This window comes from Enterobacter sp. KB-221C9 (assembly GCF_041320715.1).
Lineage (GTDB): Bacteria > Pseudomonadota > Gammaproteobacteria > Enterobacterales > Enterobacteriaceae > Enterobacter > Enterobacter asburiae_D.
Genome location: NZ_JBGIWG010000007.1, coordinates 253,785 through 279,410, shown reverse-complemented (window position 1 = coordinate 279,410; position 25,626 = coordinate 253,785). Strand labels below are relative to the sequence as shown.

The following is a 25,626-nucleotide window of genomic DNA, read 5'->3' as shown; positions in this document are numbered from 1 at the left end:
GAATGGTTTTCGTTGAGGTGCTCAAGCGTGCGCTCCTGGTTGCGTGCAGGTTTTACGGCCTTCTAGGTGAGGCAGTTTATGGTTTGTCACAAATTTCAGAGTTATACCCGGAATTTTCTCCGTATCTGGACGTCATAATCAACTGCCACGCTCGCCGTGGCAAAGAATAAAAAGGATTAAGGAAAGAAGATGAAAAAACGCGTACTCGTTATTGCCGCTCTGGTGAGCGGTGCACTGGCTGTTTCTGGCTGCACAACCAACCCTTACTCCGGTGAGCGCGAAGCGGGTAAATCCGGCATTGGCGCGGGTATCGGCTCGCTGGTCGGTGCAGGCGTTGGGGCGCTCTCCTCCTCCAAGAAAGACCGCGGCAAGGGCGCGCTGATTGGCGCAGCGGCGGGCGCAGCACTGGGCGGCGGCGTCGGCTATTACATGGACGTGCAGGAAGCGAAGCTGCGCGACAAAATGAAGGGAACCGGCGTGAGCGTAACGCGCAGCGGCGATAACATCATCCTGAACATGCCGAACAACGTGACCTTCGACAGCAGCAGCGCGACGCTGAAACCTGCGGGTGCGAACACCCTGACCGGCGTGGCGATGGTGCTGAAAGAGTACAACAAGACCGCCGTGAACGTGATGGGCTACACCGACAGCACCGGCAGCCAGGATCTGAACATGCGTCTGTCCCAGCAGCGCGCCGACGCCGTGGCCAGCTCGCTGATTACCCAGGGCGTTGAAGCGAACCGCATCCGCACCAGCGGCATGGGTCCTGCCAACCCTATCGCCAGCAACAGCACGGCGGAAGGCAAGGCGCAGAACCGCCGCGTTGAGATTACGTTAAGTCCAATTCAGTAGGTAAAAGCAAAACGGCAACCCCGTTGCCGTTTTTAGTGTTTGCGCCCTCTCCCGTGGGAGAGGGTTGGGGTGCGGGCACCAAACCGCAACCTCCGGTAAGCGCAGCGCCACCGGGCAAATTACTTGATTCGCCAGATTTTCCCGCTAAGGTATTCTCACTAAATTCAGGGAAATCAGCGATGAGCAAACCAGCCCGGGCCACCATCAGCGACGTGGCGAAAGCCGCCAAAACCGGTAAAACCAGCATTTCGCGCTACCTTAACGGCGAGAAACACCTGTTGTCCGACGCATTGCTGGCGCGTATTGAACAAGCCATTGCCGATCTCGACTACCGTCCCAGCCTCATGGCGCGCGGGCTCAAGCGCGGTCGCACCCGCCTTATCGGGCTTATCATCGCCGATATCACCAACCCCTATTCCGTTAACGTGCTCAGCGGTATCGAAGCCGCCTGTCGCGAGAAAGGCTTCACGCCGCTGGTCTGTAATACCAACAACGAAGTCGACCAGGAACTGCATTACCTCGATCTGCTGCGCAGCTACCAGGTCGAAGGGATTGTGGTTAACGCGGTGGGCATGCGTGAAGAGGGTTTAAACCGCCTGCAGCAGTCCTCCCTGCCCATGGTCCTCATCGACCGTAAAATTCCGGAATTTGCCTGCGATGTGGTCGGGCTGGATAACACCCAGGCCGCCACGACCGCCACCGAGCACCTGATCGAACAGGGCTTCGAGGCGATTCTGTTTCTGAGCGAGCCGTTAGGGATGGTCAACACCCGCCGCGAGCGCCTGAGCGCATTTCGCGCCACGCTGGAGCGATATCCCGGCGTGATCGCCGAAAATGCCGAAACCCCGCTTCACGAAGCCGACCAGCTCGACAACACCCTGCGTCAGTTCCACACGCGCCATCGTGGGATGCGCAAAGCCGTTATCTCCGCCAACGGGGCGCTGACGCTTCAGGTCGCCCGCTCGCTCAAGCGCATTGGCCTGCACTGGGGCAGCGACATCGGTCTGCTGGGGTTTGATGAACTGGAGTGGGCGGAGCTGGCTGGCGTCGGCATAACGACACTCAAACAACCCACCTGGCAGATTGGCTATGCTGCTGTTGAACAAGTGGTTCGCCGCATTGAAGGCACCAGCGATGCCGTTCGCGAGCAGGTCTTCTCCGGCGAGCTGATCGTTCGCGGCTCCACCGCGCGTTAATTTTACCTTGTGATACCGATCATAAATTCGACATCCTGACCTTTTCTTTGGAACCGGTTCCACCTAGCGTAATAGTATTGATATGTTGCGATGGAGTCCGAAGATGGGCAGGAAAATTATGGTGGTCACCGCCGCGTACGGTGCGGAACAGGTGCGACAGGCGGGCGGTCAACGGGCAATGCTGCCCGTTATTGCAGGCTCGGGGGCAGACGGCGTGGAGATCCGCCGGGAGCTGTTCAGCAGTGAAGAGCTGCTGGCGCTGCCTGCGCTGGGAGAATCCATTGAGCTGCTGGGCCTGCTGGCGTGCTACTCCGCCCCCGCCGCCCTGTTTATGCCCGACGGCACCCTCAACCCGGACCTGACCCGCTATCTCTCTGAAGCTAACACCCTGAACGCCCTGTGGCTGAAGGTTTCCCTGGGCCATTTCCGCGACGCGCAGCCTCTCGACGCCCTGCGTAGCCTGCTGAACGCAAGCGGCATGGCGCTGGTCGTGGAGAACGATCAGACCGACTGTGGACAGCTCGCACTCATGCAGCGCTTCCAGGCCGCCTGCCGGGAAATGGCGCTCCCCGTCACGCTGACCTTCGACATGGGCAACTGGCTGTGGGTTGGCGATTCGCCTGAAGAGGCCGCACGTCATCTGGCCCCTGCGGTGAGCTATATCCACGTTAAAGCCGCCGTGCCGCATAAAGATAACTTCCGCGCCGTGCCACCGGACCACGCCGATGCGCGCTGGCTGGATCTGCTCGGCCAGCTGCCTGCCGATGCCCCGCGCGGTATCGAGTTCCCGCTGGAAGGGACGGATTTAACCGCCGTTACCCGCCATTACGTCAACCTGCTGCGCGAGGAGTAAATCATGCACAAGACGCTGGATGTCATCACGATCGGCGAAGCCATGGCGATGTTTGTCGCCACTGAAACGGGCGAACTGAGCGCGGTAGAGCACTTTATCAAACGCGTGGCAGGCGCAGAGCTAAACGTCGCGACCGGCCTGGCGCGTCTCGGCCTGAACGTCGGCTGGGTCAGCCGCGTAGGGGACGACAGCTTTGGCCATTTCGTCCTCGACTCGCTGAAAAAAGAGGGTATTGATGCCGCAGGCGTCACCCTTGATGGACGCTTCCCTACCGGCTTTCAGCTTAAATCTAAAGTCGAAAATGGAACCGATCCCATCGTGGAGTATTTCCGTAAGGGATCGGCCGCAAGCCACCTCTCCGTAGCGGATTTCCACGCCGACTATTTCGCCTCCGCGCGCCACCTGCACCTGAGCGGCGTGGCGGCTGCGCTGTCTGCCAGCTCGTATGAGCTACTGGATCATGCGGCAGCCACTCTCAAAGCCCAGGGAAAAACGATCTCTTTCGATCCGAACCTGCGCCCCGTGCTGTGGAAAAGCGAAGCGGAAATGGTCGAGAAGCTGAACCGTCTGGCGTTCAGGGCGGACTGGGTCCTGCCGGGCCTGAAAGAAGGGATGATCCTGACCGGCGAAAGCACGCCGGAAGGCATTGCCGATTTCTACCTGAATAAAGGCGTAAAAGCGGTGGTGCTGAAGACCGGCGCCGATGGCGCATGGTTTAAGACGGCCAACGGCGAACAGGGCGCGGTCGCGGCGGTGAAGGTTGAGAACGTTGTCGACACCGTCGGCGCGGGCGACGGTTTTGCCGTGGGCGTAATTAGCGCCCTGCTGGAAGGCAAAACGCTGCAGCAGGCCGTCACGCGGGGCAACAAGATTGGCTCGCTGGCCATTCAGGTGCAGGGCGACAGCGAAGGATTACCAACGCGAGCAGAGCTTAACGAATAAACATCCCCCTCACCCTAGCCCTCTCCCCAGAGGGGCGAGGGAATGACTTGCTCCCTCTCCCCTCTGGGGAGAGGGCCGGGGTGAGGGGCATAAATCGCACTCAACAAAACAAACCACCGTGTACCCTACAGACAACGGCGGTAACAACCTCAACAACAGAGGCAAGCCTATGAACAGTTCGACCAATGCAGTAAAACGCTGGTGGTACATCATGCCAATCGTGTTTATCACGTACAGCCTGGCGTACCTTGACCGTGCCAACTTCAGCTTCGCGTCCGCGGCGGGGATCACAGAGGACCTCGGCATCACCAAAGGTATCTCCTCCCTGCTGGGTGCCCTTTTCTTCCTGGGCTACTTCTTCTTCCAGATCCCCGGCGCGATTTACGCAGAACGCCGCAGCGTGCGTAAGCTGATCTTCGTCTGTCTGATCCTGTGGGGCGCCTGCGCGTCACTGACCGGCGTGGTGAACAATATTCCTGCCCTGGCCGCCATTCGCTTTATCCTCGGCGTCGTTGAGGCGGCGGTTATGCCGGCGATGCTGATCTACATCAGCAACTGGTTTACCAAATCTGAACGCTCGCGCGCGAATACCTTCCTGATCCTCGGTAACCCGGTGACGGTACTGTGGATGTCGGTGGTATCTGGCTACCTGATCCAGTCCTTCGGCTGGCGCGAAATGTTTATCATCGAAGGGGTCCCGGCTGTAATTTGGGCATTCTGCTGGTGGGTGCTGGTGAAGGATAAACCTGCCCAGGCGAAATGGCTTTCCGAAGATGAAAAAGCAGCGCTGCAGGCACAGCTGGATAAAGAACAGCAAGGTCTGAAGGCGGTTCGCAACTACGGTGAAGCCTTCCGCTCGCGCAACGTGATCCTGCTCTGCGCGCAGTATTTTACCTGGAGCATTGGCGTGTACGGCTTTGTGCTGTGGCTGCCGTCGATTATCCGCAGCGGCGGCGAGAACCTTGGCATGGTAGAAGTGGGCTGGCTCTCTTCCGTACCGTATCTGGCCGCGACCATCGCCATGATCGTCGCATCATGGGCATCGGATAAGCTGCAAAACCGTAAGCTGTTTGTCTGGCCGCTGCTGCTGATCGCTGCCTTTGCGTTCATTGGCTCCTGGGCCGTCGGCGCGAATCACTTCTGGGCCTCTTACGCCCTGCTGGTCATTGCCGGTGCAGCCATGTACGCCCCGTACGGCCCGTTCTTTGCCATCATCCCGGAAATGCTGCCGCGTAACGTGGCGGGCGGCGCGATGGCGCTGATTAACAGTATGGGTGCGCTGGGTTCGTTCTGCGGCTCCTGGTTCGTCGGTTACCTGAACGGTGCCACCGGCAGTCCGTCCGCATCGTACATTTTTATGGGGGTGGCGCTTTTCGCCTCCGTGTGGCTTACTTTGATTGTTAAGCCTGCTAATAATCAACAACACCCTGTCGGCGCTCGCCACGCCTGAATCCTTAAAAATCAACGGAGATTAGCATGAAGCCGTCCGTCATTTTGTATAAAGCACTGCCGGAAGATCTGCAGAAACGCCTTGAAGAACACTTCACCGTCACGCAGGTGAAGAACCTGAGCCCGGAAACCGTGGCACAGCACGCCGAAGCGTTCGCCAGCGCCGAAGGCCTGCTGGGTTCAAGCGAGAAAGTGGATGTCGCCCTGCTGGAGAAAATGCCGAAGCTCCGTGCTACCTCTACCGTTTCCGTGGGTTACGACAACTTCGATGTGGACGCCCTCAATGCCCGCAAGATCCTGCTGATGCATACGCCACATGCCCTGACGGAAACCGTGGCCGACACGCTGATGGCGCTGGTACTCACCACGGCGCGGCGCGTGGTGGAAGTCGCGGAGCGCGTGAAAGCGGGCGAATGGACAAAAAGCATTGGACCGGACTGGTTCGGCGTGGACGTTCACGGCAAAACGCTGGGTATTGTTGGCATGGGGCGTATCGGGCTGGCACTGGCGCAGCGCGCGCATTTTGGCTTTAACATGCCGATTCTGTATAACGCGCGTCGCCATCACAGTGAAGCCGAAGAACGCTTCAACGCCCGCTACTGCGAGCTGGATACCCTGCTACAGGAGGCCGATTTTGTCTGTCTGGTTCTGCCGCTGACGGACGAAACGCGTCATCTGATTGGCAAAGAGGCGTTTAAGAAAATGAAGCAGTCAGCCATTTTCATCAACGCGGGTCGTGGCCCGGTGGTGGATGAGAAGGCGCTGATTGAGGCCCTGCAAAACGGTGAGATCCATGCAGCAGGTCTGGACGTCTTTGAGCAGGAGCCGCTGCCGGTGGATTCCCCGCTGCTTTCACTGCCTAACGTGGTTGCGCTGCCGCACATCGGCTCAGCCACCCACGAGACGCGCTACAGCATGGCGGCCACCGCGGTCGATAATCTCATCGCCGCCCTTAGCGGAAAGGTGGAGATAAACTGCGTGAACCCGCAGGTGCAACGATAGAAACGAAAAAACCCGCCAGAAGGCGGGTTTTTGAATTTTGTGCTACTGGGTTGGAAGCTTACAGGCTTACAACGTTACCAGCTGCTGGGCCTTTAGCGCCGCTTTCGATGGTGAAGGAAACTTTCTGACCTTCATCCAGAGATTTGTAGCCATCGTTCTGGATAGCAGAGAAGTGTACGAACACGTCTTTTGAGCCATCGTCAGGAGTGATGAAGCCGAAACCTTTATCAGCGTTGAACCATTTTACCAGACCAGTCATTTTAGCAGACATAGAAATTACCTTATTAACAAATATATTGTGCCTTCCGGCTTGATGGATTGCGTTACAGATTTTTAAGCGATGAAGGAAGGGTCACAACGAAGGGTATCTATGGATAACAATCTGGACTGCTTTACTAAACTGCTTTAGGTCTGTGTAACAAACCGACGGGGATAGTTATACCGATGTGGTAGAAGAATGACAAGCGTTATTTTCGATATGCATAAAAAAACCCCGCCGGAAGCGGGGTTTTTTCGGTTCATTCTGTGGCAGTGACTGCTGCGCTCCAGGCCTGGCTAAAGGCCTGATGCTGGGAGGCCAGCGGCCCAATCAGCGTATTGTACTGGCTTGCCTGCTGCGAGGTCGGGAACTGAATGCCGTTAGCAACAAAGCTCACCTGAGCCTCCTGCTGGGCGATAAAGTCACCCACCTGAACCAGCTGCTGCGTGAAGATTTGCGCGGCCGGAATCAGCGGTTGCAGTGCTTCAGACGGTTTTGTCACCACTTTCTCATACACTTTGTCGAAGACCGGTTTGAGATCGTCGCCCTGCTTCAACGCAGAACGTGACGCGTCAGCCTGCATTTTCGCATTCTGCAACTGCTGGCTCAGCACGCCAAGCGCACCGTTGGACTGGCGAAGCGGTTCGCGCTGCGTCATATAATCTTGCGGAACGCGAATGGCGTTCACGCTATCCACCACGGGACGGATTCCGGAATCCATCGCCTGGCTCACCTGCTGTGAATAACCATAAAGAATGGCGTAATCGGACACGAAGGGGCCAAACTGTTTTTTCTGATCCGCAGTCAGCGTCGGTAACCGCTCACCGCTGCGCATCACTGTATTCTGTAGAAAATCGATAAACGCTTTGCGCTGATCGCCTTCTTTATCAAAACACCCACTCAGGCTAACAACCATCAACAACGCCGCAATAGGCGCAAACCAGCGAGAGCAGGACTTTCCTGTCGCCATTTTATTACTCCTTTCACCCAAAAAAGCGCACACCGGCACACGCGTGCCCGACGCTGACAAGGATAGTCCAGGTCAGCCTTGCAAGATACTCTTTTCATGCAAAACGGCTATTGCCGATTTATTTCTTACCATTTACAAAAAAATACCTGACGAAGCCGACATATGACTAATCAGGGAATTAGCATAACTATCCATATTGCTGAATCGGATAAAGCGATCGTTACCGCACGATTAATCACACCCGTGACGATCCTGGGTTGGTATTAGGGACTATTCTTAACTGGCTCTCTGATGTTCTTGATCACGATGTGAGATTTAAGAGGAGTCCTCAATGGAATATAAAGATCCTGAGTTTGAGCTGCTGAGCAGCCTGGAACAGATCATTTTTAAAGATGTACCGCAGACAATTACCCTGCAACAAAAATCCAATCCCTTTACAGAATATGAGCAATTGCGCAAAGGGACAGGACTGAAAACGGAAGAATTCGCCAGAGCGATGGGTGTCAGCGTGGCTATGGTGCAGGAGTGGGAGTCAAAACGTGAGAAACCCACCCCAACCGAGCTAAGGCTGATGCGCCTGATTCAGGCCAACCCTGCACTCAGCAAACATATAGCGTAGTGAAGTTTGAATGCCCCCGCCTTTGCGGGGGCTTGTGTTTTAAAGGCTATCACAACGCCAGCCCGCCTCTTCCCATACCCATTCATGCGTTAACGTTAAGCCTCTTAAAAAAGCCTCATCGTGTGATACCACCAGCAGAGCCCCGGGGAAACCGGCCAGCGCCGCTTCAATGGCCTGGACCGAGGCCAGATCCAGATGGTTGGTCGGTTCATCCAGCAGCAGAAGCTGCGTGGCCTCCGCGCGCCACAGCACGCAGGCCAGGGCGGCCTTAAGACGCTCGCCGCCGCTGAGCTCCGCCAGCGGGAGCGTAACTTTGTCGGCGCCCAGTTGAAGCTGCGCCAGGCGGGTTCGCAAAACCCCCTCTTCCAGAGGCGTATGACCCAGGTTGAGATGCGTCATGACCGACTGCGAAAGATCGAGCCGGGACAGATGCTGGTCGAGATAAGCACAGCTGACGGAAACCTTACAGGTACCCGAACGGGGGGCGATCTCGCCGAGGAGGATTTTTAACAGCGTTGATTTCCCGCAGCCGTTTGGTCCCTTTAACGCCACGCGCATTGGTCCGTCCATGCGCCAGGTGATAGGGGTAACAGGCACATGCGGCAGCACCAGATCTTCCAGCACCAGCACCTGCTTCCCCTCCGGGATCTGACTCCCCGGCAGGGTGAACATTACCGGGTTATCTTCCTCAACGCGTTCACGCGCCTTGTTTACCGCAGCGTTCAGGGCTTCATTTTGCCCGCTGTGCTGTTTTTTCCAGGAGCCGATCCGCTCCTTTGCCGCGCCTTTATATTTGACCCGCTCGAACGATGCGATATTCAGGGTATCGACGGTGCGCAATGTCTTTGCCGAACGCCGCTGGCTGTCATCATGCTCTTTTTGCATACGTACCCGGGTGCGTTTGCGCTCGGTTGCCGCATGTTCCAGCGCCGCACGGGCCGCCTGCTGTTCGGCATCGCGCTGGGTTTGATAATCCGCATAATTCCCGCCGTAGCTGCGCAGACCCGAGGCGCTTAGTTCAAGAATACGCGGCACCTGCTCCAGAAGCTCGCGGTCATGGGAGGCCACCAGCACGCCGCCCTGAAAACGGCTGAGCTGGTCGTAAAACCACGCCCGGCCTTGTCGATCCAGATGATTAGTGGGTTCGTCCAGCAGCATGAAATCCGCCTCAGCCGTAAACGCCCCGCACAGCAGGGCGCGGATGCGCTCGCCGCCGCTGAGTTCAGCGGCAGGCTTATCCGGATCAAACGGTGGCAGTTGGGCATTGATAAACGCCCCGCTCAGGCGCTCGGCTACATCCCAGTGGCCGTCGAGCAACTCCAGATCGTCAGGTTGGTAATCGCCGCTGTCGATGCGCTTACGCGCCGTAAAAATCGCGTCATACCCGAGCAGTTCAGCAAGCGTCGTCTGCGGGGAAATGACGTGCTGCTGCGCCACATAGACATGCGAGCCAAAGCGTTCAATATGACCGATAGCCGGTTCGTCCATCCCCGCTAGCAGACGCAGCAGACGCGTTTTCCCGCTGCCGTTACGGCCAACCAGCGCGCACAGGGAGGGTTCCAGCGTAAGATTCAGCGGACCAAAAAGGGTATCGCCCGTCGGAAACTGACAGGTGACCTGATGCAAAATAAAAGAAGGGGACTGCGCAAAATGAGCCATAAGCACTCCTGAATGAAATCAAAACATCCCCTGCCGACGCGGTGGCGTTTAGCAAGGATCGAAATTCATCAGTCGTGTTTGTTCATTTTTGGGGGGCGCTCCAGCGCGAGAAAGTTAACGGGATAAGGATAACGGTAATGTGTTGACCATTTCAAGGTTAAATTTTGGGCGACTTATACTCCCTCTCCCTTTGGGCTAAGGGATCCCCACAAATTAATGCGAGCAGTGAACAATCCCCTCGCCCCTTTGGGGAGAGGGTTAGGGTGAGGGGGAGCATACAGCTCTGGTGGTCATTCCGTTCACTTTATGTTCCTTGCTACTCTGTAACGACAATACCCGTGAACGTGCCAGGGTGGCTCAGTCGCCACCACCCTGGCTACCCGGGCTCCCGGCGGTAAATCGCCGCTACGCGGTACCTTCGCCTTATTCCTTCCGGCTTATCGGGGACGGGCGGAGGTAACATCCCTGTAAAGCCCGCCCTCTCGGCGCATCCATGCGCCTCGCCCCGGCCTACAGGAAACGCCTCAGCGATTTACAGCCGGACCATAGCGTCGCTGTAAGACCTCTGCCCGCAGTATGCTTTTCATTGCGGTAATTTTGCGAGTCTCTTTCCAGAAATGGTAATATCCTCAGTGGTATAGCTCAAATCTGTTGCCGCCTGTTTTGATGAGCAGTAAGTTCTCTTCGCACCTGCAAAATCAGGTGCCGGGATTGGAACCCTGAATCACTTCACTGGCGACACAGGCTCTGTGTCGTACGGCCTGTTGCATCTCAATGGCGGGCCGGACAGGGGCGCTGCAAAGCGCGCTGGTGTCAGTGAGGCCAGTCGTTCCAACCTTGTTCGGTTCCGCCACCAGCGAGCCTGGAACCTCCCGTGGCGGAAGATATACCACTCACTGAGGTTATTTTATGTCATTGATTAACTCTTTAATCACCCTGCCCTTCAACCACGCCACCGACTTCACCGAACTGGCGGATAACTGCGAACGTTTTACCGACGCACTGGTAGATTGCGAAGAACCCGCCCCAAAAATGGCGCTTTACGGCAGACTTTATGCCTGTCTGAATCTTCTGCAACCCACGCTTCTGGAACCTGTTCCGGACGCTTTAAAAGCCAGCCTGACCGTGAAGGAGCTCCCGTCACGCGTTCCGGCTTTCGAACCCGAATGCGATCAGCTGGGGCGCTACTGTCAGGAGCTTACGCAGATGCTGATGAACGGCTCACTGCCGCGACAATCTGAAATGGTGATGGAAGATTTGCTGTGCGAGCTGGTCAGCTACTTTGCTGATACGCTGAAGGCACCGCGCTGGCTGCAGACAGACGAAGGCACAATCGCGATTGGCTAAACCTGCCGGATGGCGCTGCGCTTATCCGGCCTACAAAAGACCCATAAAAAAACCCACCGAAGCGGGTTTTTAGCATTTGTAACAGCGGGCACATTACTGCAGCAGCGAAATATCCGCCACGCGCAGGAACAGCTCGCGCAGTTTCTCGAGCATGGAGAGACGGTTAACACGCAGCTCTTTATCTTCTACGTTCACCATCACTTTCTCGAAGAAGGCGTCGATAACGTCACGCAGCTCGGCCAGCTCCACCAGCGCTTCCTGGTAGCGGCCTTCCGCAAAGTACGGCTCGAGCTTGTCGCGCAGCACCACAACCTGCATCGCCAGAGCGATCTCTTCCGGCTCTTTCAGGGTTGCGGCGTTTACGCGCTCGTTCAGCGTCTCGTCGGATTTCGCCAGAATGTTGGATACACGCTTGTTGGCTGCGGCCAGGGCAGATGACGCTTCCAGGGTACGGAAGTGGGAAACCGCCTTCATACGCGCATCGAAATCAGCCGGACGGGTCGGACGTCGCGCCAGCACCGCCTGAATGGTGTCAACGGTGTAACCTTCGTCCTGATACCACGCGCGGAAACGACCGAGCATAAAGTCGATCACATCATCCACAACGTTCGCGTTGGTCAGCTTGTCGCCGTACAGACGCACCGCTTCTTCAGTCAGGGTCTGCAGATCCAGGTTGAGGTTCTTCTCAACGATGATACGCAGCACGCCCAGCGCAGCACGACGCAGCGCAAACGGGTCTTTGTCGCCTTTCGGATGCTGACCGATACCAAAGATACCCGCCAGGGTGTCCATCTTATCGGCAATCGCCACGGCACAGGCAACCGGGTTGGACGGCAGTTCGTCACCCGCAAAGCGCGGCTGATACTGCTCGTTCAGGGCCACGGCCACGTCTTCCGCTTCGCCATCGTGACGCGCGTAGTGCATGCCCATAACGCCCTGGGTGTCGGTAAATTCGAACACCATGTTGGTCATCAGGTCGCACTTGGACAGCAGGCCAGCACGCGTCGCGTGGTTCACATCTGCACCGATTTCGCGGGCAATCCAGCCGGACAGCTCAGCGATACGGTCGGTCTTGTCGCGCAGCGTGCCCAGCTGCTGCTGGAACAGCACGGTTTGCAGACGCGGCAGGTTATCTTCCAGACGCTTTTTGCGGTCGGTATTGAAGAAGAACTCCGCATCCGCCAGACGTGGGCGCACCACTTTCTCGTTACCGGAGATAATCTGGATCGGATCTTTCGATTCGATGTTTGCCACGAAGATAAAGTTTGGCAGCAGCTTGCCGTCGTTGGCGTAAACCGGGAAGTACTTCTGGTCACCCTTCATGGTGTACACCAGCGCTTCAGCCGGCACGGCCAGGAATTTCTCTTCAAACTTCGCGGTCAGCACAACCGGCCATTCAACCAGAGAGGTCACTTCTTCCAGCAGGCTTTCGCTCAGGTCGGCGTTACCGCCAATCTGGCGAGCCGCTTCTTCGGCGTCCGCTTTGATTTTGGCTTTACGCTGCTCGTAGTCGGCAATAACTTTACCGCGCTCCAGCAGGATCTGTGGATACTGGTCAGCATTGTCGATGGTGAACTCAGGCTCGCCCATGAAGCGGTGGCCGCGGATCACGCGATCGGACGCCACGCCCAGAATGGTCGCCGGGATAACGGTATCGCCCAGCAGCAGGGTCACGGTGTGAACCGGACGCACGAAGTGCACGTCGGACGCGCCCCAGCGCATCAGCTTAGGAATCGGCAGCTTCGCCAGAGAAGTGGCAATCATGTCCGGCAGCAGCGCTTCCGCGCTTTCGCCTTTCACATGCGCACGGTACAGCAGCCACTCGCCTTTATCCGTGGTCAGGCGCTCGGCCTGATCGACGGTGATGCCGCAGCCGCGCGCCCAGCCTTCAGCCGCTTTGCTCGGCTTGCCTTCCGCGTCAAACGCCTGGGCAATCGCCGGGCCACGTTTTTCGACTTCGCGATCCGGCTGAGACGCCACCAGATTTGCCACTTTCAGCGCCAGACGGCGCGGGGCGGCAAACCACTCAATTTTACCGTGTGCCAGGCCAGCGTTATCCAGCTCGGCAGTCACGTTCGCAGCGAAAGATTCAGCCAGGCTGCGCAGGGCTTTTGGTGGCAGCTCTTCGGTGCCGATTTCCACCAGGAAAGTTTTCTCAGACATGGCCGCCTCTTATTTGTTTCGGTTGCACATCGGGAAGCCAAGGGCTTCACGGGACGCATAGTAAGCTTCTGCAACGGCTTTGGTCAGGGTACGAATACGCAGAATGTAGCGCTGACGTTCAGTCACGGAGATGGCTTTGCGGGCGTCCAGCAGGTTGAAGCTGTGGGCGGCCTTCAGAATACGCTCGTAAGCAGGCAGCGGCAGCGGAGTCTCCAGCGCCAGCAGCTGCTGCGCTTCTTTCTCGTACTGCTCGAAGCAGGTGAACAGGAAGTCCACGTCCGCGTATTCGAAGTTATAGGTGGATTGCTCCACTTCGTTCTGATGGAACACGTCGCCGTAGGTGGTTTTACCCAGCGGGCCGTCGCTCCAGACCAGGTCGTAAACGCTGTCTACGCCCTGAATGTACATCGCCAGACGTTCCAGACCGTAGGTGATTTCACCGGTGATCGGCTTACATTCCAGACCACCCACCTGCTGGAAGTAGGTGAACTGGGTCACTTCCATGCCGTTCAGCCACACTTCCCAACCCAGACCCCAGGCACCCAGCGTTGGGTTTTCCCAGTTATCTTCCACGAAACGGATGTCGTGGATGGTGGGATCCATACCCAGCTCTTTCAGCGACCCGAGGTACAGTTCCTGAATGTTGTCTGGTGATGGCTTAATCACCACCTGGAACTGATAGTAATGCTGCAGACGGTTCGGGTTTTCACCGTAACGACCATCGGTCGGACGACGAGAAGGCTGCACATACGCGGTCGCCATTGGCTCTGGCCCCAACGCGCGCAGGCTGGTCATCGGGTGTGAAGTGCCGGCGCCGACTTCCATGTCCAAAGGTTGAACAATGGTACAGCCCTGACGAGCCCAGTAATCCTGTAAGGTCAGGATCAGGCCCTGGAAGGTCTTGGTATCAAACTTTTGCATAGTATTTCGTGCTGGATACGTGTGGTTTTAAATGGAAGGGACCAGTATACCCGCTGGCTGCAAGATATACAGTACGAAACGGGGTTGTTTAGGGAAAATTGGGAAATAAGCCTTGCGGCCAGAACGCTGACCGCGTCTGGCTGTTGATTATACCAGCAGGCTAGCGCATGGAGAGATGTAAAAACTGACCGTCCGCATCAAACGAGCAGACAAAGCCCTCTTTGCGCGACGTATGGCCCCGCAGCTCATAGCTTCCCTGAAAACGCTCAAACCCGGTGACATCAATTTTCTGCACGTCCGAGTTATAGCGGCGAGCGGCCCGATCCTTACAGAGCGCTTCCATATCCAGTGAGCGTTCCGGGCTCATTTTACCCTGCTGCGCTTTTTGCACAGGTGCTTCTTGCGGCGCACTGCATCCCGCCAGGCTCGCCAGCAGAAAGAGTGACGCCACACGCTTCATCATCATTTTTATTACCGCCCTGGTCAGTGGCTGTTATTTTTAGTATCAAAGCTTTTATAGATTACGGTCCGGCATTCTGCGAATCTCGCGGCCTCCCTACAAGCCTGGTGAATAAAACTCAGAATTTTCCAAACGAAGACTTTTGGACAACGGCAGTCACACTCAATTTACAGGGAATACGAGGAACTGATGCAGTCAAAAATTAACTGGATTGATAACCTGCGAGGAATAGCGTGTCTGATGGTGGTCATGATCCACACGACGACCTGGTACGTCACGAATGCCCACAGCATCAGCCCCGTTAACTGGGATATCGCCAATATTCTCAACTCTGCGTCACGCGTCAGCGTGCCGCTGTTCTTTATGATTTCCGGCTTTCTCTTTTTTGGCGAGCGCAGCGCGCAGCCGAGACACTTCATTCGCATCGCGGCCTGTCTGGGGTTCTACAGCGCCGTTGCCCTGCTCTATATCACCCTGTTCACCTCGATTAACGCCGGGCTTTCGCTGAAATACGTGCTGCAAAAACCGGTGTTCTATCACCTGTGGTTCTTCTTCGCCATTATCGTTATCTATCTGGTCTCCCCGCTCATCCAGGTAAAGAACGTCAGCGGTAAAATGCTGCTGGCCCTGATGGCGGTGGCTGGCATTATCGCCAACCCGAATACGCTTTCACAGAAAATCGACGGATTTGAGTGGCTGCCGGTCAATCTCTATATCAACGGCGACACTTTTTACTACGTGCTTTACGGCATGCTGGGGCGCGCCATCGGGATGATGGACACGCAAAAACGCGGTCTGAACTGGCTCTGCGGGGCGCTGTTTATCGCTGGCGTGGCGGTGATATCACGCGGGACGCTGCACGAGCTGCAGTGGCGCGGCAATTTTGCCGATACCTGGTATCTGTATTGCGGGCCGATGGTCTTTATCTGTGCCGTTTCGCTGCTCACTCTCGCCAAAAACACCCTGAACGCGCGTCCCCTGCCCGTGCTGAGTCTTATCTCTCGCCACTCTCTCGGGATTTACGGTTTTCACGCGCTGGTGATCCACGCGCTGCGCACGAGAGGCGTTGAGCTAAAAAGCTGGCCGGTGCTGGATATCGTCTGGATTTTTGCCGCCACGCTGGCGATCAGCCTGCTGCTGTCGATGCTGCTGCAAAAAATAGACGCTCGCCGCTTCGTCAGCTAATGCTTCGCTGCCGGGCGCGATGGTACTGGCGCGGGGAGGAAAACCCTGCCGCCAGTGAAGCCTGCTCCACGCCGCACCCCTGCAATAGCCACTGCTCCGCCACCGCCAGACGCAGCTGCTCCAGATAATCGCGAACGCTAATCCCTAAATGTGACTGGAAAAGCCGGGTGAGATGACGCGGGCTGACGTGCGCCAGGGCGGCAATGTCAGGCAAGCTCCACGTTTTTTGCGGCTCGGCGGTGAGCGCATCCTGCGCCCGATGAATCGCCGGATGAAGATGATTGCGGTAGCGTAGCCACGGGGATAGCTGGGGATCGTCACCGGAACGGCGGAACCAGACCACCATCTCACGCGCCACGGCCAGCGCCTTTTCGGGGCCGCACAGGCGGTTAATCATGTGCAGCGCCAGATCGATACCCGACGTGATCCCCGCACTGGTCCAGATGTTCTCATCCTGCACAAATATGCGATTTTCTTTAATCGTCGCCGTGGGGGCAGCGGTGCGTAAACGGCTAATAACATCATGATGGGTTGTGCACTGCCGGTTGTTCAGCAGGCCCGATTTCGCCGCCAGTAAGGCCCCTGAACAGACGCACATCACGGCGATCTCCTGGCGCTGGATCTGCGGCTGCAGGCGCATCAGCCAGTGCTGGATTTGCTGCGCCTGCGGGGTTGAGAACTGAAAGCGGGAGTCGCTCACCCCCGGCAGCACCAGCAGGCTGCCCGATGGCAGGCTTTCCGGCAGCGGCTGGATGCCGCTCATCGTCAGGCCTATCGACGTCGGAACCTCCGGCTGCGGGCCAATGTAATGCAGGCGAAACGCGTCGCCAGCCAGCACAAAGGTCTCCGCCGGGCCGGTCATGTCTAATGACAGCACCCCGGGCAACATCACGAACCAGACGTCGATGCTCATTACAGGGACTCCAGCGTCTCCGCTACCGTTTTAATCTCGGCAAAACGCCCGGACAGTACCGTCTCGGTACGATGGCGAATTTCCGCTGCGCTAAGGGTAATGCCCTTGTACGTCATGGGAAACGTCAGCGTTGCCTCACTGACAAAGGTCACAGCATAACCCAGATCGGATGCCACCCGGGCGGTGGTTTCGCAGCACTGTTCAGTGCGAATGCCGCAGATAATTACACTGTTGATATCACGTTCGCGCAGCCAGCGGTCAAGCCCGGTATCCGTGAAGGCATTATGGACGTGTTTCTGGAAGACCACATCCGGCTGATGACGCAAAAAGGCCATCGGTTTGACACAGCCGCTTTCCAGGGTGAAAGGACCGTCTTCATCTACGTGAAAAATATCAACGACCGGAATATTGCGCGCCTGGCAGCCTTCAATCAGCCCCAGCATCGCCTGCTGAAAGGCAGGGATCTCGCTTTCCTGCCAGTAATTGCGGTGGTGAAATGACTGCTGAGTATCGATGTTGATTAATGCAGTGCGTGACATGATGGATCTCCTCGCCAGTGGGTGTGACACCATACTGGCAAGGAAATGAAGGCACGCACAGACCAAAAAAGGACATCCTCGTGCCTCTCCCGGACAAGCATATTTACGACATCAGCGGCAGCAGCTGCTGGTAGATTTTGCGGAACACGTCGCGCCTTTCCGCGTACCGCGCATGGCGCGCCGCGTCAGGCACATGCGCCTGTTCAAGCGTAAGCTGCGGCAACAGCTGCGAAAGCGGCTGTTCCGGATGAATGGCTATCTGCGCCAGACGCGCGGCGCCGAGCGCGGGTCCGACATCCCCGCCGGTGCGGAAATCCAGCTGCAACCCGCTGATATCCGCCAGCATCTGTCGCCAGTAAGCGCTTCGCGCACCGCCGCCAATCAGGGTGACGCTCGTCGGTTTCAGGCCGCAGTCGTGCACCACGTCCATCCCGTCGGCCAGGGCATAGCCCACGCCTTCCAGAACCGCACGCGCCAGTTCTGCCGGGCCATGCTGATGGGTTAAGCCAAAGAACACCCCTTTTGCTTCCGGGTTGTTGTGCGGCGTACGCTCGCCGGAAAGATACGGTAAAAACCAGACGGTACCCGCCGCGTCATCCGCCTGCTGCGCCGCAGAAATAAGCGCCGGAACGTCGGCCATGCCGGTGAGTTTTGCCGCCCAGTCCAGGCAGGACGCCGCGCTGAGCATCACCGACATCAAATGCCATTTCCCGGGAAGGGCATGACAGAAGCTGTGCACAGCGCTTTCTGGATTACTGCGATACCCGTCGCTGACGGCAAAATAGACGCCAGACGTCCCCAGCGACAGCATCGCCTGGCCCGCCTCAACCATGCCAACACCGACAGCGCCCGCCGCGTTATCGCCGCCCCCAGCCACCACCGGTACGGCAGGCATATTCCAGCGCTCAGCAACAGCTGGCAGCAGTGCGCCCGTCACCTCACAGCCTTCGTACAGCGCGGGCATATGTTCCCGGGTCAGATGGCAGGCATCCAGCATCGCCTCGCTCCAGTCGCGCTTCGCCACGTCGAGCCACATCGTGCCGGCGGCATCAGACATGTCGGAAGCAAAATCGCCCGTCATGCGAAAGCGCAGATAGTCTTTCGGCAGCAGGACTTTCGCCACCTGACGGAAAATCTCCGGCTCGTGGCGCTGCACCCACAGTAATTTTGGCGCAGTAAAGCCCGGCATCATCAGGTTGCCGGTAATCTCGCGGGAGGCAGGTACGCGCGCCTCGAGAAGCGCACACTCTTCCGCGCAGCGGCCATCGTTCCAGAGGATCGCAGGACGCAGCACGCGATGCTGGCTATCGAGCAGCGTAGCGCCGTGCATTTGTCCGGCAATCCCCAGCGCTTTCACGTCGCGCAGGCTGTGCTGCTCACCTAAGGCTTTGATTGCGCGATCCGTCGCCTGCCACCACTGCTCCGGATCCTGTTCAGACCACAGCGGATGCGGACGTGAAACCTGCAGCGTTTCCGTCTGCGTTGCTAGCACGTCGCCCTGCTCGCTCAACAGGATGGCTTTCACACCCGATGTGCCAAGATCGATCCCGATATACATTGTGGTGACTCCTTTGACAGAAATGCCCGGTGGCGCTGCGCTTACCGGGCCTGGATGCTGTTATTTATCGAACAGGTAATGATTGACCAGGTTTTCCAGCAGTTCCTGGTGCCCGCTCTGGTGCTGCGGTGCCAGCTGATGTTGTTCAGCGTACTTCGCGATTTCCGCAAGCGATAACTGCCCTTTCAAAATTTGCTGGCCCAGCTCACTGTTCCAGCCGCTGTAACGCTTCGCTACGCGTTTATCAAGCTCGCCGTCTTCAATCATTCGAGCCGCCACTTTCAGCGCCAGCGCCATGGTGTCCATCGCGCCAATGTGGCCGTAGAACAGATCGTATTTGTCGGTGCTCTGGCGACGCACCTTGGCGTCAAAGTTCAGGCCGCCGGTGGTGAAACCGCCCGCTTTGACGATCTCGTACATCACCAGCGCATTCTCTTCCACGCTGTTCGGGAACTGGTCGGTGTCCCAGCCCAGCTGTGCATCGCCGCGGTTCGCATCAACAGAACCGAAGATGCCCAGCGCGATCGCAGACGCGATCTCGTGATGGAAAGAGTGCCCCGCCAGCGTAGCGTGGTTGGCTTCAATGTTCACTTTGATCTCTTTTTCCAGACCGAACTGCTTCAGGAAGCCATACACCGTCGCCACGTCGTAGTCATACTGATGCTTCGTCGGCTCCTGCGGTTTCGGCTCGATCAGCAGCGTGCCGCGGAAGCCAATTTTGTGCTTATGGTCGACAACCATCTGCATAAAGCGGCCAATCTGTTCGCGCTCCTGACGCAGGTCGGTGTTGAGCAGGGTTTCATAGCCTTCACGGCCCCCCCACAGGACATAGTTTTCACCGCCCAACTGATGCGTGGCGTTCATTGCCGTCACTACCTGCGTGGCCGCCCAGCTAAACACGTCCGGATCCGGGTTGGTTGCCGCGCCCGCGCCGTAGCGAGGGTTGGTAAAGCAGTTTGCCGTGCCCCACAGCAACTTCACGCCGCTCTGCTGCTGTTTCGCCGCCAGCACATCCACCATCTGCGCGAAGTTGTTCAGATACTCTTTCAGCGACGCGCCTTCCGGCGACACGTCCACGTCATGGAAGCAGTAGTACGGCACGTTCAGCTTGTGGAAGAACTCAAACGCGACATCGGCTTTGCGTTTTGCCAGCTCGATGGCCTCACCCGGCTGCTGCCACGGGCGGTCAAAGGAACCCACGCCGAACATATCGGCGCCGTTCCAGCAGAAGGTATGCCAGTAACAGGCGGCAAAGCGCAGATGATCTTCCATGCGCTTACCCAGCACCAGCTCATCCGGGTTGTAGTGACGAAATGCTAAAGGATTGGTCGTTTTTGGTCCTTCGTAACGAACACGATCGAGTTGGTCGAAATAAGCTTGCATATTGAGCTCCATAATCAGGGTATGCGGCGAGTCGTTGATACAGGAGTAATAGTGAATAGACATTTTGGGTTGCTCAATTACGTTATTTCACACTGCTATTGAGAGAATGCACAACTGTGCGCTGGCTCGCAAAATAATGCGCAGGCAAACTATTTTTCGGCGCATATTCCAGAATCAAATGTAATTAAGACGTTACGTATTTTAAAATCCGATCGCGGTCATAAATTCAGAAATAAACCAAATATCATAATGAGAAGATAAAAATCTGTAATTGCCAGCCCGCCTTTCCGCGTTAAAAATTTGCTGCGTCTCAGCAGTGAATGTTTCTTTTATCTCAGCAACACATACCCCTACAAAAAGGCCTAATAATTATGAAGATAAAGAACCTGACTCTAACGCTTTGCACTACGCTCCTCCTTGCAAGCTTTGCAGGACATGCCAAAGAGGTCAAAATTGGCATGGCGATTGACGACCTGCGCCTGGAGCGCTGGCAAAAAGATCGCGATATTTTTGTTAAAAAAGCAGAATCCCTCGGCGCCAGCGTGTTTGTTCAGTCGGCTAACGGCAACGAAGAAACACAAATGTCGCAGATCGAGAATATGATCAACCGTGGCGTCGATGTTCTGGTCATTATCCCCTATAACGGCCAGGTATTAAGTAACGTGGTGAAAGAAGCCAAACAGGAAGGCATAAAAGTCCTGGCCTATGACCGCATGATTAATAATGCGGACATTGATTATTATATTTCGTTCGACAATGAAAAAGTCGGGGAATTACAGGCGCAAAGCCTGATCGACAAAGTGCCTCAGGGCAATTATTTCCTGATGGGCGGCTCTCCGGTGGATAACAACGCCAAACTGTTCCGCGAAGGGCAAATGAAAGTCCTTAAGCCGTACATCGACAACGGGAAAATTAAAGTGGTTGGCGACCAGTGGGCCGACGGCTGGCTGCCAGAAAACGCGCTGAAGATTATGGAAAACGCGCTGACGGCCAACAACAACAAAATTGACGCGGTTGTGGCCTCCAACGATGCCACCGCAGGCGGCGCTATCCAGGCCCTGAGCGCCCAGGGGCTGGCCGGTAAAGTCGCCATTTCAGGACAGGATGCCGATCTGGCTGGCGTAAAACGCATTATCGCAGGCACCCAAACCATGACGGTCTACAAACCGATTACCCAGCTGGCCAATACGGCGGCGGAAATCGCCGTAGAGCTGGGCAATGGCAAACAACCTAAAGCAGACGCGACCCTGAATAACGGGCTGAAAGACGTTCCGGCTCGCCTGCTCACACCGATTGAAGTCAACAAAGAGAACATTGACGCCACCGTGGTTAAAGACGGTTTCCACAAGAAGAGCGAACTGTAATCCGGCGCGGCCCCTGCTCTGCGGGGGCGCATCACGTTGTACTGTTCTTCCCTCGGGTTATGTGGAGCGGTTATGCCTTATTTACTTGAAATGAAAAGCATCACCAAACGCTTCGGCACGGTGAAAGCCGTCGACAACGTCAGCCTCCGGTTGAACCCCGGCGAAGTGGTTTCGCTGTGCGGTGAGAACGGTTCGGGCAAGTCGACGCTGATGAAAGTGCTGTGCGGGATCTACCCACACGGCAGCTACGAAGGCGAAATCGTCTTTGCCGGTGAAGTTATCCAGGCGACACACATCCGCGATACCGAACGCAAAGGCATCGCCATCATCCACCAGGAGCTGGCGCTGGTGAAGCATCTCACCGTGCTGGAGAACATTTTCCTCGGGGCCGAAATTTCCCGCCACGGCGTGCTGGATTACGACACCATGACGCTCCGCTGCGAAAAGCTGCTGGCGCAGGTGAGCCTCAACATTTCCCCGGATACCCGCGTGGGGGATCTGGGCCTCGGGCAACAGCAGCTGGTCGAAATAGCGAAAGCGCTAAATAAACAGGTCAGGCTGCTGATCCTTGATGAGCCGACGGCCTCGCTCACCGAACAGGAAACCGCGGTTCTGCTCAATATCATCCGCGATCTGCAAAACCACGGTATCGCCTGTATCTACATTTCGCACAAGCTGAACGAGGTCAAAGCTATTTCGGACACCATCTGCGTGATCCGCGACGGGCAACACATCGGCACGCGTGAAGCCGCCGGGATGAGCGAAGATGACATCATCACCATGATGGTGGGCCGCGAGCTCACGGCACTCTACCCAAATGAACCCCACGCAACAGGCGATGAAGTGCTGCGCGTGGAAAACCTGACCGCGTGGCACCCCGTTAACCGCCACATCAAGCGCGTCAATAACGTCTCGTTTTCCCTTCACAGCGGAGAAATTCTTGGGATTGCGGGCCTCGTCGGTGCCGGGCGCACGGAGGCCGTACAGTGTCTGTTTGGCGTGTGGCCGGGACGCTGGGAGGGCACGATTTATATCGACGGCCAGCCGGTGAAAATCGACAGCTGCCAGCAGGCGATTGCCCGCGGCATTGCCATGGTCCCGGAAGATCGCAAAAAAGACGGCATCGTGCCGGTCATGGCGGTGGGTAAAAATATTACGCTTGCGGCACTCGATCGGTTCTCCGGGGCGCTGAGCAGCCTGGACGACGCCGCCGAGCAGCAGTGCATCCTCCAGTCGCTTGCCCGGCTGAAGGTCAAAACCTCCTCACCGGAGCTGGCGATTGGCCGCCTGAGCGGGGGAAACCAGCAGAAGGCGATTCTGGCGCGCTGCCTGCTTCTCAATCCACGCATTTTAATCCTTGATGAGCCCACGCGCGGGATTGATATCGGTGCCAAATATGAAATCTACAAACTGATTAATCAGCTTGTACAGCAAGGGATTGCCGTCATTGTCATTTCGTCTGAGTTACCCGAAGTGCTCGGCCTGAGCGACCGCGTGCTGGTTATGCACGAGGGAAAACTGAAAGCCAACCTGATTAACCAGAACCTGACGCAGGAGCAGGTGATGGAAGCCGCTTTAAGGAGCGAACGTCATGTCGAAAAGCAATCCGTCTGATATCAAAGTCGCTGTTCCGACGCCCGGTGCGTTTGCGGGGCTAAAAGCGCTTAACCTGCAGGTTTTCGTGATGATCGCGGCGATTATCGTCATCATGCTGTTCTTTACCTGGATGACCGATGGCTCGTACTTAAGCGCGCGTAACGTCTCCAACCTGCTCCGCCAGACCGCCATCACCGGCATTCTGGCCGTGGGCATGGTGTTCGTGATTATTTCCGCGGAAATCGACCTGTCGGTCGGTTCGATGATGGGGCTCCTCGGGGGCGTAGCGGCGATTTTTGACGTCTGGCTCGGCTGGCCGCTGCCGCTGACCGTGGCGGTCACGCTGGTGCTTGGTCTGGTTCTGGGAGCCTGGAACGGCTGGTGGGTTGCCTACCGTAAGGTGCCATCGTTCATTGTCACCCTGGCAGGGATGCTGGCCTTCCGCGGGATCTTAATCGGCATCACTAACGGTACCACCGTCTCCCCGACCAGCGCGGCCATGTCGCAGATTGGCCAAAGCTACCTCTCAGATAGCGTGGGCTTTACCCTCGGTGTGATTGGGTTACTGGCCTTTATCGCGTGGCAGTGGCGTGGACGTATGCGCCGTCAGGCGCTGGGGCTGGCTTCTCCGGCGTCAACCTCGGTGGTGGGGCGTCAGGCGCTCACGGCGGTCATTGTGCTGGGCGCCATCTGGCTTCTTAACGACTATCGCGGCGTTCCGACCCCCGTCCTGCTGCTGGCGCTTTTACTGCTGGGCTGCATGTTTATGGCCACGCGCACCGCGTTTGGCCGCCGTATTTATGCCATTGGCGGCAACCTTGAAGCTGCCCGCCTCTCGGGTATCAATGTCGAGCGTACCAAGCTGGCGGTCTTCGCCATAAACGGCCTGATGGTCGCTATCGCCGGGCTGATCCTCAGCTCGCGTCTCGGAGCCGGCTCTCCCTCCGCCGGTAACATCGCCGAGCTGGATGCTATCGCCGCCTGCGTCATTGGCGGCACCAGCCTCGCAGGGGGTATTGGTAGCGTGGCGGGCGCGGTCATGGGGGCATTTATCATGGCATCGTTGGATAACGGGATGAGTATGATGGACGTCCCGACGTTTTGGCAGTATATCGTCAAGGGGGCCATTCTTTTACTGGCAGTCTGGATGGACTCAGCCACCAAGCGACGGGCCTGATAACCGTATTGTGACTTAATTGGGAAGTGAGCCATGTTTGAAAAGCGTCACCGCATTACGTTGTTATTCAATGCCAATAAAGCCTACGACCGTCAGGTGGTGGAAGGTGTTGGTGAATATTTGCAGGCGTCGCAATCCGAATGGGATATTTTTATTGAAGAAGATTTTCGCACCCGTCTGGAGAACATCAAAGAGTGGCTGGGAGACGGCGTCATCGCGGACTATGACGATCCCGTCATCGAACAGCTGCTGACCGACGTCGACGTCCCGATTGTGGGCGTCGGCGGCTCCTACCATTCGCCCGAACACTATCCGCCGGTCCACTATATTGCCACCGATAACCATGCCCTGGTCGAGGCCGCCTTTCTTCATTTAAAAGAAAAAGGCGTCCATCGCTTCGCGTTTTATGGGTTACCGGCCACCAGCGGCAAGCGCTGGGCCGTTGAGCGCGAACACGCGTTTTGCCAGCTGGTCGCGAAGGAAAAGTATCGCGGCGTGGTGTACCAGGGGCTGGAGACCGCGCCGGAAAACTGGCAGCACGCGCAAAACCGCCTGGCGGACTGGCTGCAAACGCTGCCGCCGCAAACCGGTATTATTGCCGTGACGGACGCCCGCGCGCGGCACGTGCTGCAGGTCTGCGAACACTTACACATTCCGGTGCCCGAAAAGCTGTGCGTGATTGGCATTGATAACGAAGAACTGACCCGCTATCTGTCTCGCGTGGCGCTCTCCTCCGTTGCACAGGGCACGCGTCAGATGGGTTATCAGGCGGCGAAGCTGCTGCATCGTCTGCTGGATAAAGAATCTCTGCCGCTTCAGCGCCTGCTCGTGCCTCCTGTCCGCGTCGTAGAACGTCGCTCAACCGATTATCGCTCCTTAAGCGACCCGGCCGTCATTCAGGCCATGCACTATATTCGCAACCACGCCTGCAAAGGGATAAAGGTCGATCAGGTGCTGGATTCGGTAGGCATTTCGCGTTCGAATCTGGAGAAGCGTTTTAAAGAAGAGGTAGGCGAAACCATTCATGCCGTCATCCATGCGGAAAAGCTGGAGAAAGCCCGCAGCCTGCTCATTTCCACGTCGCTGTCGATCAACGAAATCTCGCAGATGTGCGGTTACCCGTCCCTGCAATATTTCTATTCGGTGTTCCGCAAAGAGTATGACACCACGCCGAAGGAGTATCGGGATCGCCACAGTGAGGTGCTGATCTAGAAAAGAA

Annotated in this window: 23 protein-coding genes; 13 read left to right on the top strand and 10 right to left on the bottom strand. The window is 57.0% G+C overall.

Annotated features, from left to right (window positions below; translation table 11 throughout):
- Positions 1–189: 189 nt before the first annotated feature.
- From AB8846_RS13230 to ghrB, 6 genes are all read left to right on the top strand, one after another.
- Positions 190–852, top strand: coding sequence for an OmpA family lipoprotein (locus AB8846_RS13230; protein WP_063145372.1), 663 nt, complete (start codon positions 190–192; stop codon positions 850–852).
- A 179-nt stretch (positions 853–1,031) separates the two neighbouring features.
- Positions 1,032–2,048, top strand: a complete 1,017-nt coding sequence (locus AB8846_RS13225) for a LacI family DNA-binding transcriptional regulator (RefSeq protein WP_039261180.1) — start codon at positions 1,032–1,034, stop codon at positions 2,046–2,048.
- Between the two features lie 103 nt (positions 2,049–2,151).
- Positions 2,152–2,901, top strand: a complete 750-nt coding sequence (locus AB8846_RS13220) for a sugar phosphate isomerase/epimerase family protein (protein ID WP_370732890.1) — start codon at positions 2,152–2,154, stop codon at positions 2,899–2,901.
- 3 nt (positions 2,902–2,904) lie between these two features.
- Entirely contained in the window at positions 2,905–3,843 is a 939-nt protein-coding gene (locus AB8846_RS13215) for a sugar kinase (protein WP_370732889.1), read from the top strand.
- A 169-nt stretch (positions 3,844–4,012) separates the two neighbouring features.
- Positions 4,013–5,293 (top strand): MFS transporter, encoded by a 1,281-nt coding sequence (locus AB8846_RS13210; protein ID WP_023334085.1) that lies wholly within the window; start codon positions 4,013–4,015, stop codon positions 5,291–5,293.
- Between the two features lie 26 nt (positions 5,294–5,319).
- Positions 5,320–6,294: a glyoxylate/hydroxypyruvate reductase GhrB gene (gene ghrB, locus AB8846_RS13205; protein WP_370732888.1), complete on the top strand. Its 975-nt coding sequence runs from the start codon at positions 5,320–5,322 to the stop codon at positions 6,292–6,294.
- 58 nt (positions 6,295–6,352) lie between these two features.
- Here ghrB and cspA read toward each other — a convergent pair whose 3' ends face one another.
- Positions 6,353–6,565, bottom strand: coding sequence for an RNA chaperone/antiterminator CspA (gene cspA / locus AB8846_RS13200; RefSeq protein ID WP_003860775.1), 213 nt, complete (start codon positions 6,563–6,565; stop codon positions 6,353–6,355).
- Positions 6,566–6,812: 247 nt separating this feature from the next.
- On the bottom strand, positions 6,813–7,523 hold the full coding sequence (locus AB8846_RS13195) for a DUF3053 domain-containing protein (protein ID WP_023334083.1): 711 nt from the start codon (positions 7,521–7,523) through the stop codon (positions 6,813–6,815).
- 331 nt (positions 7,524–7,854) lie between these two features.
- Between AB8846_RS13195 and AB8846_RS13190 the strand changes: the two genes are divergently transcribed.
- The gene (locus tag AB8846_RS13190; RefSeq protein ID WP_063145367.1) at positions 7,855–8,142 is read left to right on the top strand and encodes an HTH-type transcriptional regulator; all 288 of its coding nucleotides are present in this window, start codon (positions 7,855–7,857) and stop codon (positions 8,140–8,142) included.
- 39 nt (positions 8,143–8,181) lie between these two features.
- Here AB8846_RS13190 and AB8846_RS13185 read toward each other — a convergent pair whose 3' ends face one another.
- Positions 8,182–9,801: an ABC-F family ATP-binding cassette domain-containing protein gene (locus tag AB8846_RS13185; protein ID WP_370732887.1), complete on the bottom strand. Its 1,620-nt coding sequence runs from the start codon at positions 9,799–9,801 to the stop codon at positions 8,182–8,184.
- A 909-nt stretch (positions 9,802–10,710) separates the two neighbouring features.
- On the opposite strand from AB8846_RS13185, the gene AB8846_RS13180 reads away from it, so the two are divergent.
- Complete coding sequence (locus AB8846_RS13180) at positions 10,711–11,148, top strand: hypothetical protein (protein WP_370732886.1); 438 nt, start codon at positions 10,711–10,713, stop codon at positions 11,146–11,148.
- A 93-nt stretch (positions 11,149–11,241) separates the two neighbouring features.
- Here the strand turns inward: AB8846_RS13180 and glyS are convergent, their stop codons facing one another.
- The 3 genes from glyS to AB8846_RS13165 all read right to left on the bottom strand — a co-directional run bounded on the left by glyS (position 11,242) and on the right by AB8846_RS13165 (position 14,698).
- Positions 11,242–13,311 carry a glycine--tRNA ligase subunit beta gene (gene glyS / locus AB8846_RS13175; protein WP_370732885.1) on the bottom strand — a complete coding sequence of 690 codons (2,070 nt, stop codon included), beginning with the start codon at positions 13,309–13,311 and terminating at the stop codon, positions 11,242–11,244.
- 9 nt (positions 13,312–13,320) lie between these two features.
- A complete protein-coding gene (glyQ, locus tag AB8846_RS13170; RefSeq protein WP_003860141.1) occupies positions 13,321–14,232 on the bottom strand; it encodes a glycine--tRNA ligase subunit alpha in 912 nt (303 codons plus the stop codon).
- A gap of 160 nt (positions 14,233–14,392) precedes the next feature.
- A complete protein-coding gene (locus tag AB8846_RS13165) occupies positions 14,393–14,698 on the bottom strand; it encodes a YsaB family lipoprotein (RefSeq protein WP_047646683.1) in 306 nt (101 codons plus the stop codon).
- Positions 14,699–14,881: 183 nt separating this feature from the next.
- Here AB8846_RS13165 and AB8846_RS13160 point away from each other — a divergent pair, with 183 nt between their 5' ends.
- Positions 14,882–15,877: an acyltransferase gene (locus AB8846_RS13160; RefSeq protein WP_331413817.1), complete on the top strand. Its 996-nt coding sequence runs from the start codon at positions 14,882–14,884 to the stop codon at positions 15,875–15,877.
- Here the strand turns inward: AB8846_RS13160 and AB8846_RS13155 are convergent.
- The 4 genes from AB8846_RS13155 to xylA form a co-directional block, all read right to left on the bottom strand.
- Positions 15,870–16,790 (bottom strand): GlxA family transcriptional regulator, encoded by a 921-nt coding sequence (locus AB8846_RS13155; protein WP_370732884.1) that lies wholly within the window; start codon positions 16,788–16,790, stop codon positions 15,870–15,872. The genes AB8846_RS13160 and AB8846_RS13155 overlap by 8 nt on opposite strands.
- Positions 16,790–17,329: an isochorismatase family protein gene (locus tag AB8846_RS13150; RefSeq protein WP_370732883.1), complete on the bottom strand. Its 540-nt coding sequence runs from the start codon at positions 17,327–17,329 to the stop codon at positions 16,790–16,792. The genes AB8846_RS13155 and AB8846_RS13150 overlap by 1 nt, the downstream gene beginning before the upstream one ends.
- Positions 17,330–17,432: 103 nt before the next feature.
- Positions 17,433–18,887, bottom strand: coding sequence for a xylulokinase (xylB, locus tag AB8846_RS13145; RefSeq protein WP_370732882.1), 1,455 nt, complete (start codon positions 18,885–18,887; stop codon positions 17,433–17,435).
- A 60-nt stretch (positions 18,888–18,947) separates the two neighbouring features.
- The gene (gene xylA / locus AB8846_RS13140; RefSeq protein WP_121426086.1) at positions 18,948–20,270 is read right to left on the bottom strand and encodes a xylose isomerase; all 1,323 of its coding nucleotides are present in this window, start codon (positions 20,268–20,270) and stop codon (positions 18,948–18,950) included.
- A 371-nt stretch (positions 20,271–20,641) separates the two neighbouring features.
- Here xylA and xylF point away from each other — a divergent pair, with 371 nt between their 5' ends.
- From xylF to xylR, 4 genes are all read left to right on the top strand, one after another.
- A complete protein-coding gene (gene xylF / locus AB8846_RS13135; protein ID WP_032650791.1) occupies positions 20,642–21,634 on the top strand; it encodes a D-xylose ABC transporter substrate-binding protein in 993 nt (330 codons plus the stop codon).
- A 72-nt stretch (positions 21,635–21,706) separates the two neighbouring features.
- Positions 21,707–23,248, top strand: coding sequence for a xylose ABC transporter ATP-binding protein (locus AB8846_RS13130; RefSeq protein WP_331413822.1), 1,542 nt, complete (start codon positions 21,707–21,709; stop codon positions 23,246–23,248).
- Complete coding sequence (gene xylH, locus AB8846_RS13125; RefSeq protein WP_370732881.1) at positions 23,226–24,407, top strand: xylose ABC transporter permease XylH; 1,182 nt, start codon at positions 23,226–23,228, stop codon at positions 24,405–24,407. Before AB8846_RS13130 ends, xylH begins: the two co-directional genes overlap by 23 nt.
- Before the next feature lie 33 nt (positions 24,408–24,440).
- Entirely contained in the window at positions 24,441–25,619 is a 1,179-nt protein-coding gene (gene xylR, locus AB8846_RS13120) for a D-xylose utilization transcriptional activator XylR (protein WP_063145356.1), read from the top strand.
- Positions 25,620–25,626 lie beyond the last annotated feature (7 nt).

Bases quoted from the DNA above. Each gene is read 5' to 3' on its own strand.
- AB8846_RS13230 (WP_063145372.1), top strand. From the start codon at position 190: ATGAAAAAACGCGTACTCGTTATTGCCGCTCTGGTGAGCGGTGCACTG.
- AB8846_RS13225 (WP_039261180.1), top strand. From the start codon at position 1,032: ATGAGCAAACCAGCCCGGGCCACCATCAGCGACGTGGCGAAAGCCGCC.
- AB8846_RS13220 (WP_370732890.1), top strand. From the start codon at position 2,152: ATGGGCAGGAAAATTATGGTGGTCACCGCCGCGTACGGTGCGGAACAG.
- AB8846_RS13215 (WP_370732889.1), top strand. From the start codon at position 2,905: ATGCACAAGACGCTGGATGTCATCACGATCGGCGAAGCCATGGCGATG.
- AB8846_RS13210 (WP_023334085.1), top strand. From the start codon at position 4,013: ATGAACAGTTCGACCAATGCAGTAAAACGCTGGTGGTACATCATGCCA.
- ghrB (WP_370732888.1), top strand. From the start codon at position 5,320: ATGAAGCCGTCCGTCATTTTGTATAAAGCACTGCCGGAAGATCTGCAG.
- cspA (WP_003860775.1), bottom strand. From the start codon at position 6,565: ATGTCTGCTAAAATGACTGGTCTGGTAAAATGGTTCAACGCTGATAAA.
- AB8846_RS13195 (WP_023334083.1), bottom strand. From the start codon at position 7,523: ATGGCGACAGGAAAGTCCTGCTCTCGCTGGTTTGCGCCTATTGCGGCG.
- AB8846_RS13190 (WP_063145367.1), top strand. From the start codon at position 7,855: ATGGAATATAAAGATCCTGAGTTTGAGCTGCTGAGCAGCCTGGAACAG.
- AB8846_RS13185 (WP_370732887.1), bottom strand. From the start codon at position 9,801: ATGGCTCATTTTGCGCAGTCCCCTTCTTTTATTTTGCATCAGGTCACC.
- AB8846_RS13180 (WP_370732886.1), top strand. From the start codon at position 10,711: ATGTCATTGATTAACTCTTTAATCACCCTGCCCTTCAACCACGCCACC.
- glyS (WP_370732885.1), bottom strand. From the start codon at position 13,311: ATGTCTGAGAAAACTTTCCTGGTGGAAATCGGCACCGAAGAGCTGCCA.
- glyQ (WP_003860141.1), bottom strand. From the start codon at position 14,232: ATGCAAAAGTTTGATACCAAGACCTTCCAGGGCCTGATCCTGACCTTA.
- AB8846_RS13165 (WP_047646683.1), bottom strand. From the start codon at position 14,698: ATGATGATGAAGCGTGTGGCGTCACTCTTTCTGCTGGCGAGCCTGGCG.
- AB8846_RS13160 (WP_331413817.1), top strand. From the start codon at position 14,882: ATGCAGTCAAAAATTAACTGGATTGATAACCTGCGAGGAATAGCGTGT.
- AB8846_RS13155 (WP_370732884.1), bottom strand. From the start codon at position 16,790: ATGAGCATCGACGTCTGGTTCGTGATGTTGCCCGGGGTGCTGTCATTA.
- AB8846_RS13150 (WP_370732883.1), bottom strand. From the start codon at position 17,329: ATGTCACGCACTGCATTAATCAACATCGATACTCAGCAGTCATTTCAC.
- xylB (WP_370732882.1), bottom strand. From the start codon at position 18,887: ATGTATATCGGGATCGATCTTGGCACATCGGGTGTGAAAGCCATCCTG.
- xylA (WP_121426086.1), bottom strand. From the start codon at position 20,270: ATGCAAGCTTATTTCGACCAACTCGATCGTGTTCGTTACGAAGGACCA.
- xylF (WP_032650791.1), top strand. From the start codon at position 20,642: ATGAAGATAAAGAACCTGACTCTAACGCTTTGCACTACGCTCCTCCTT.
- AB8846_RS13130 (WP_331413822.1), top strand. From the start codon at position 21,707: ATGCCTTATTTACTTGAAATGAAAAGCATCACCAAACGCTTCGGCACG.
- xylH (WP_370732881.1), top strand. From the start codon at position 23,226: ATGTCGAAAAGCAATCCGTCTGATATCAAAGTCGCTGTTCCGACGCCC.
- xylR (WP_063145356.1), top strand. From the start codon at position 24,441: ATGTTTGAAAAGCGTCACCGCATTACGTTGTTATTCAATGCCAATAAA.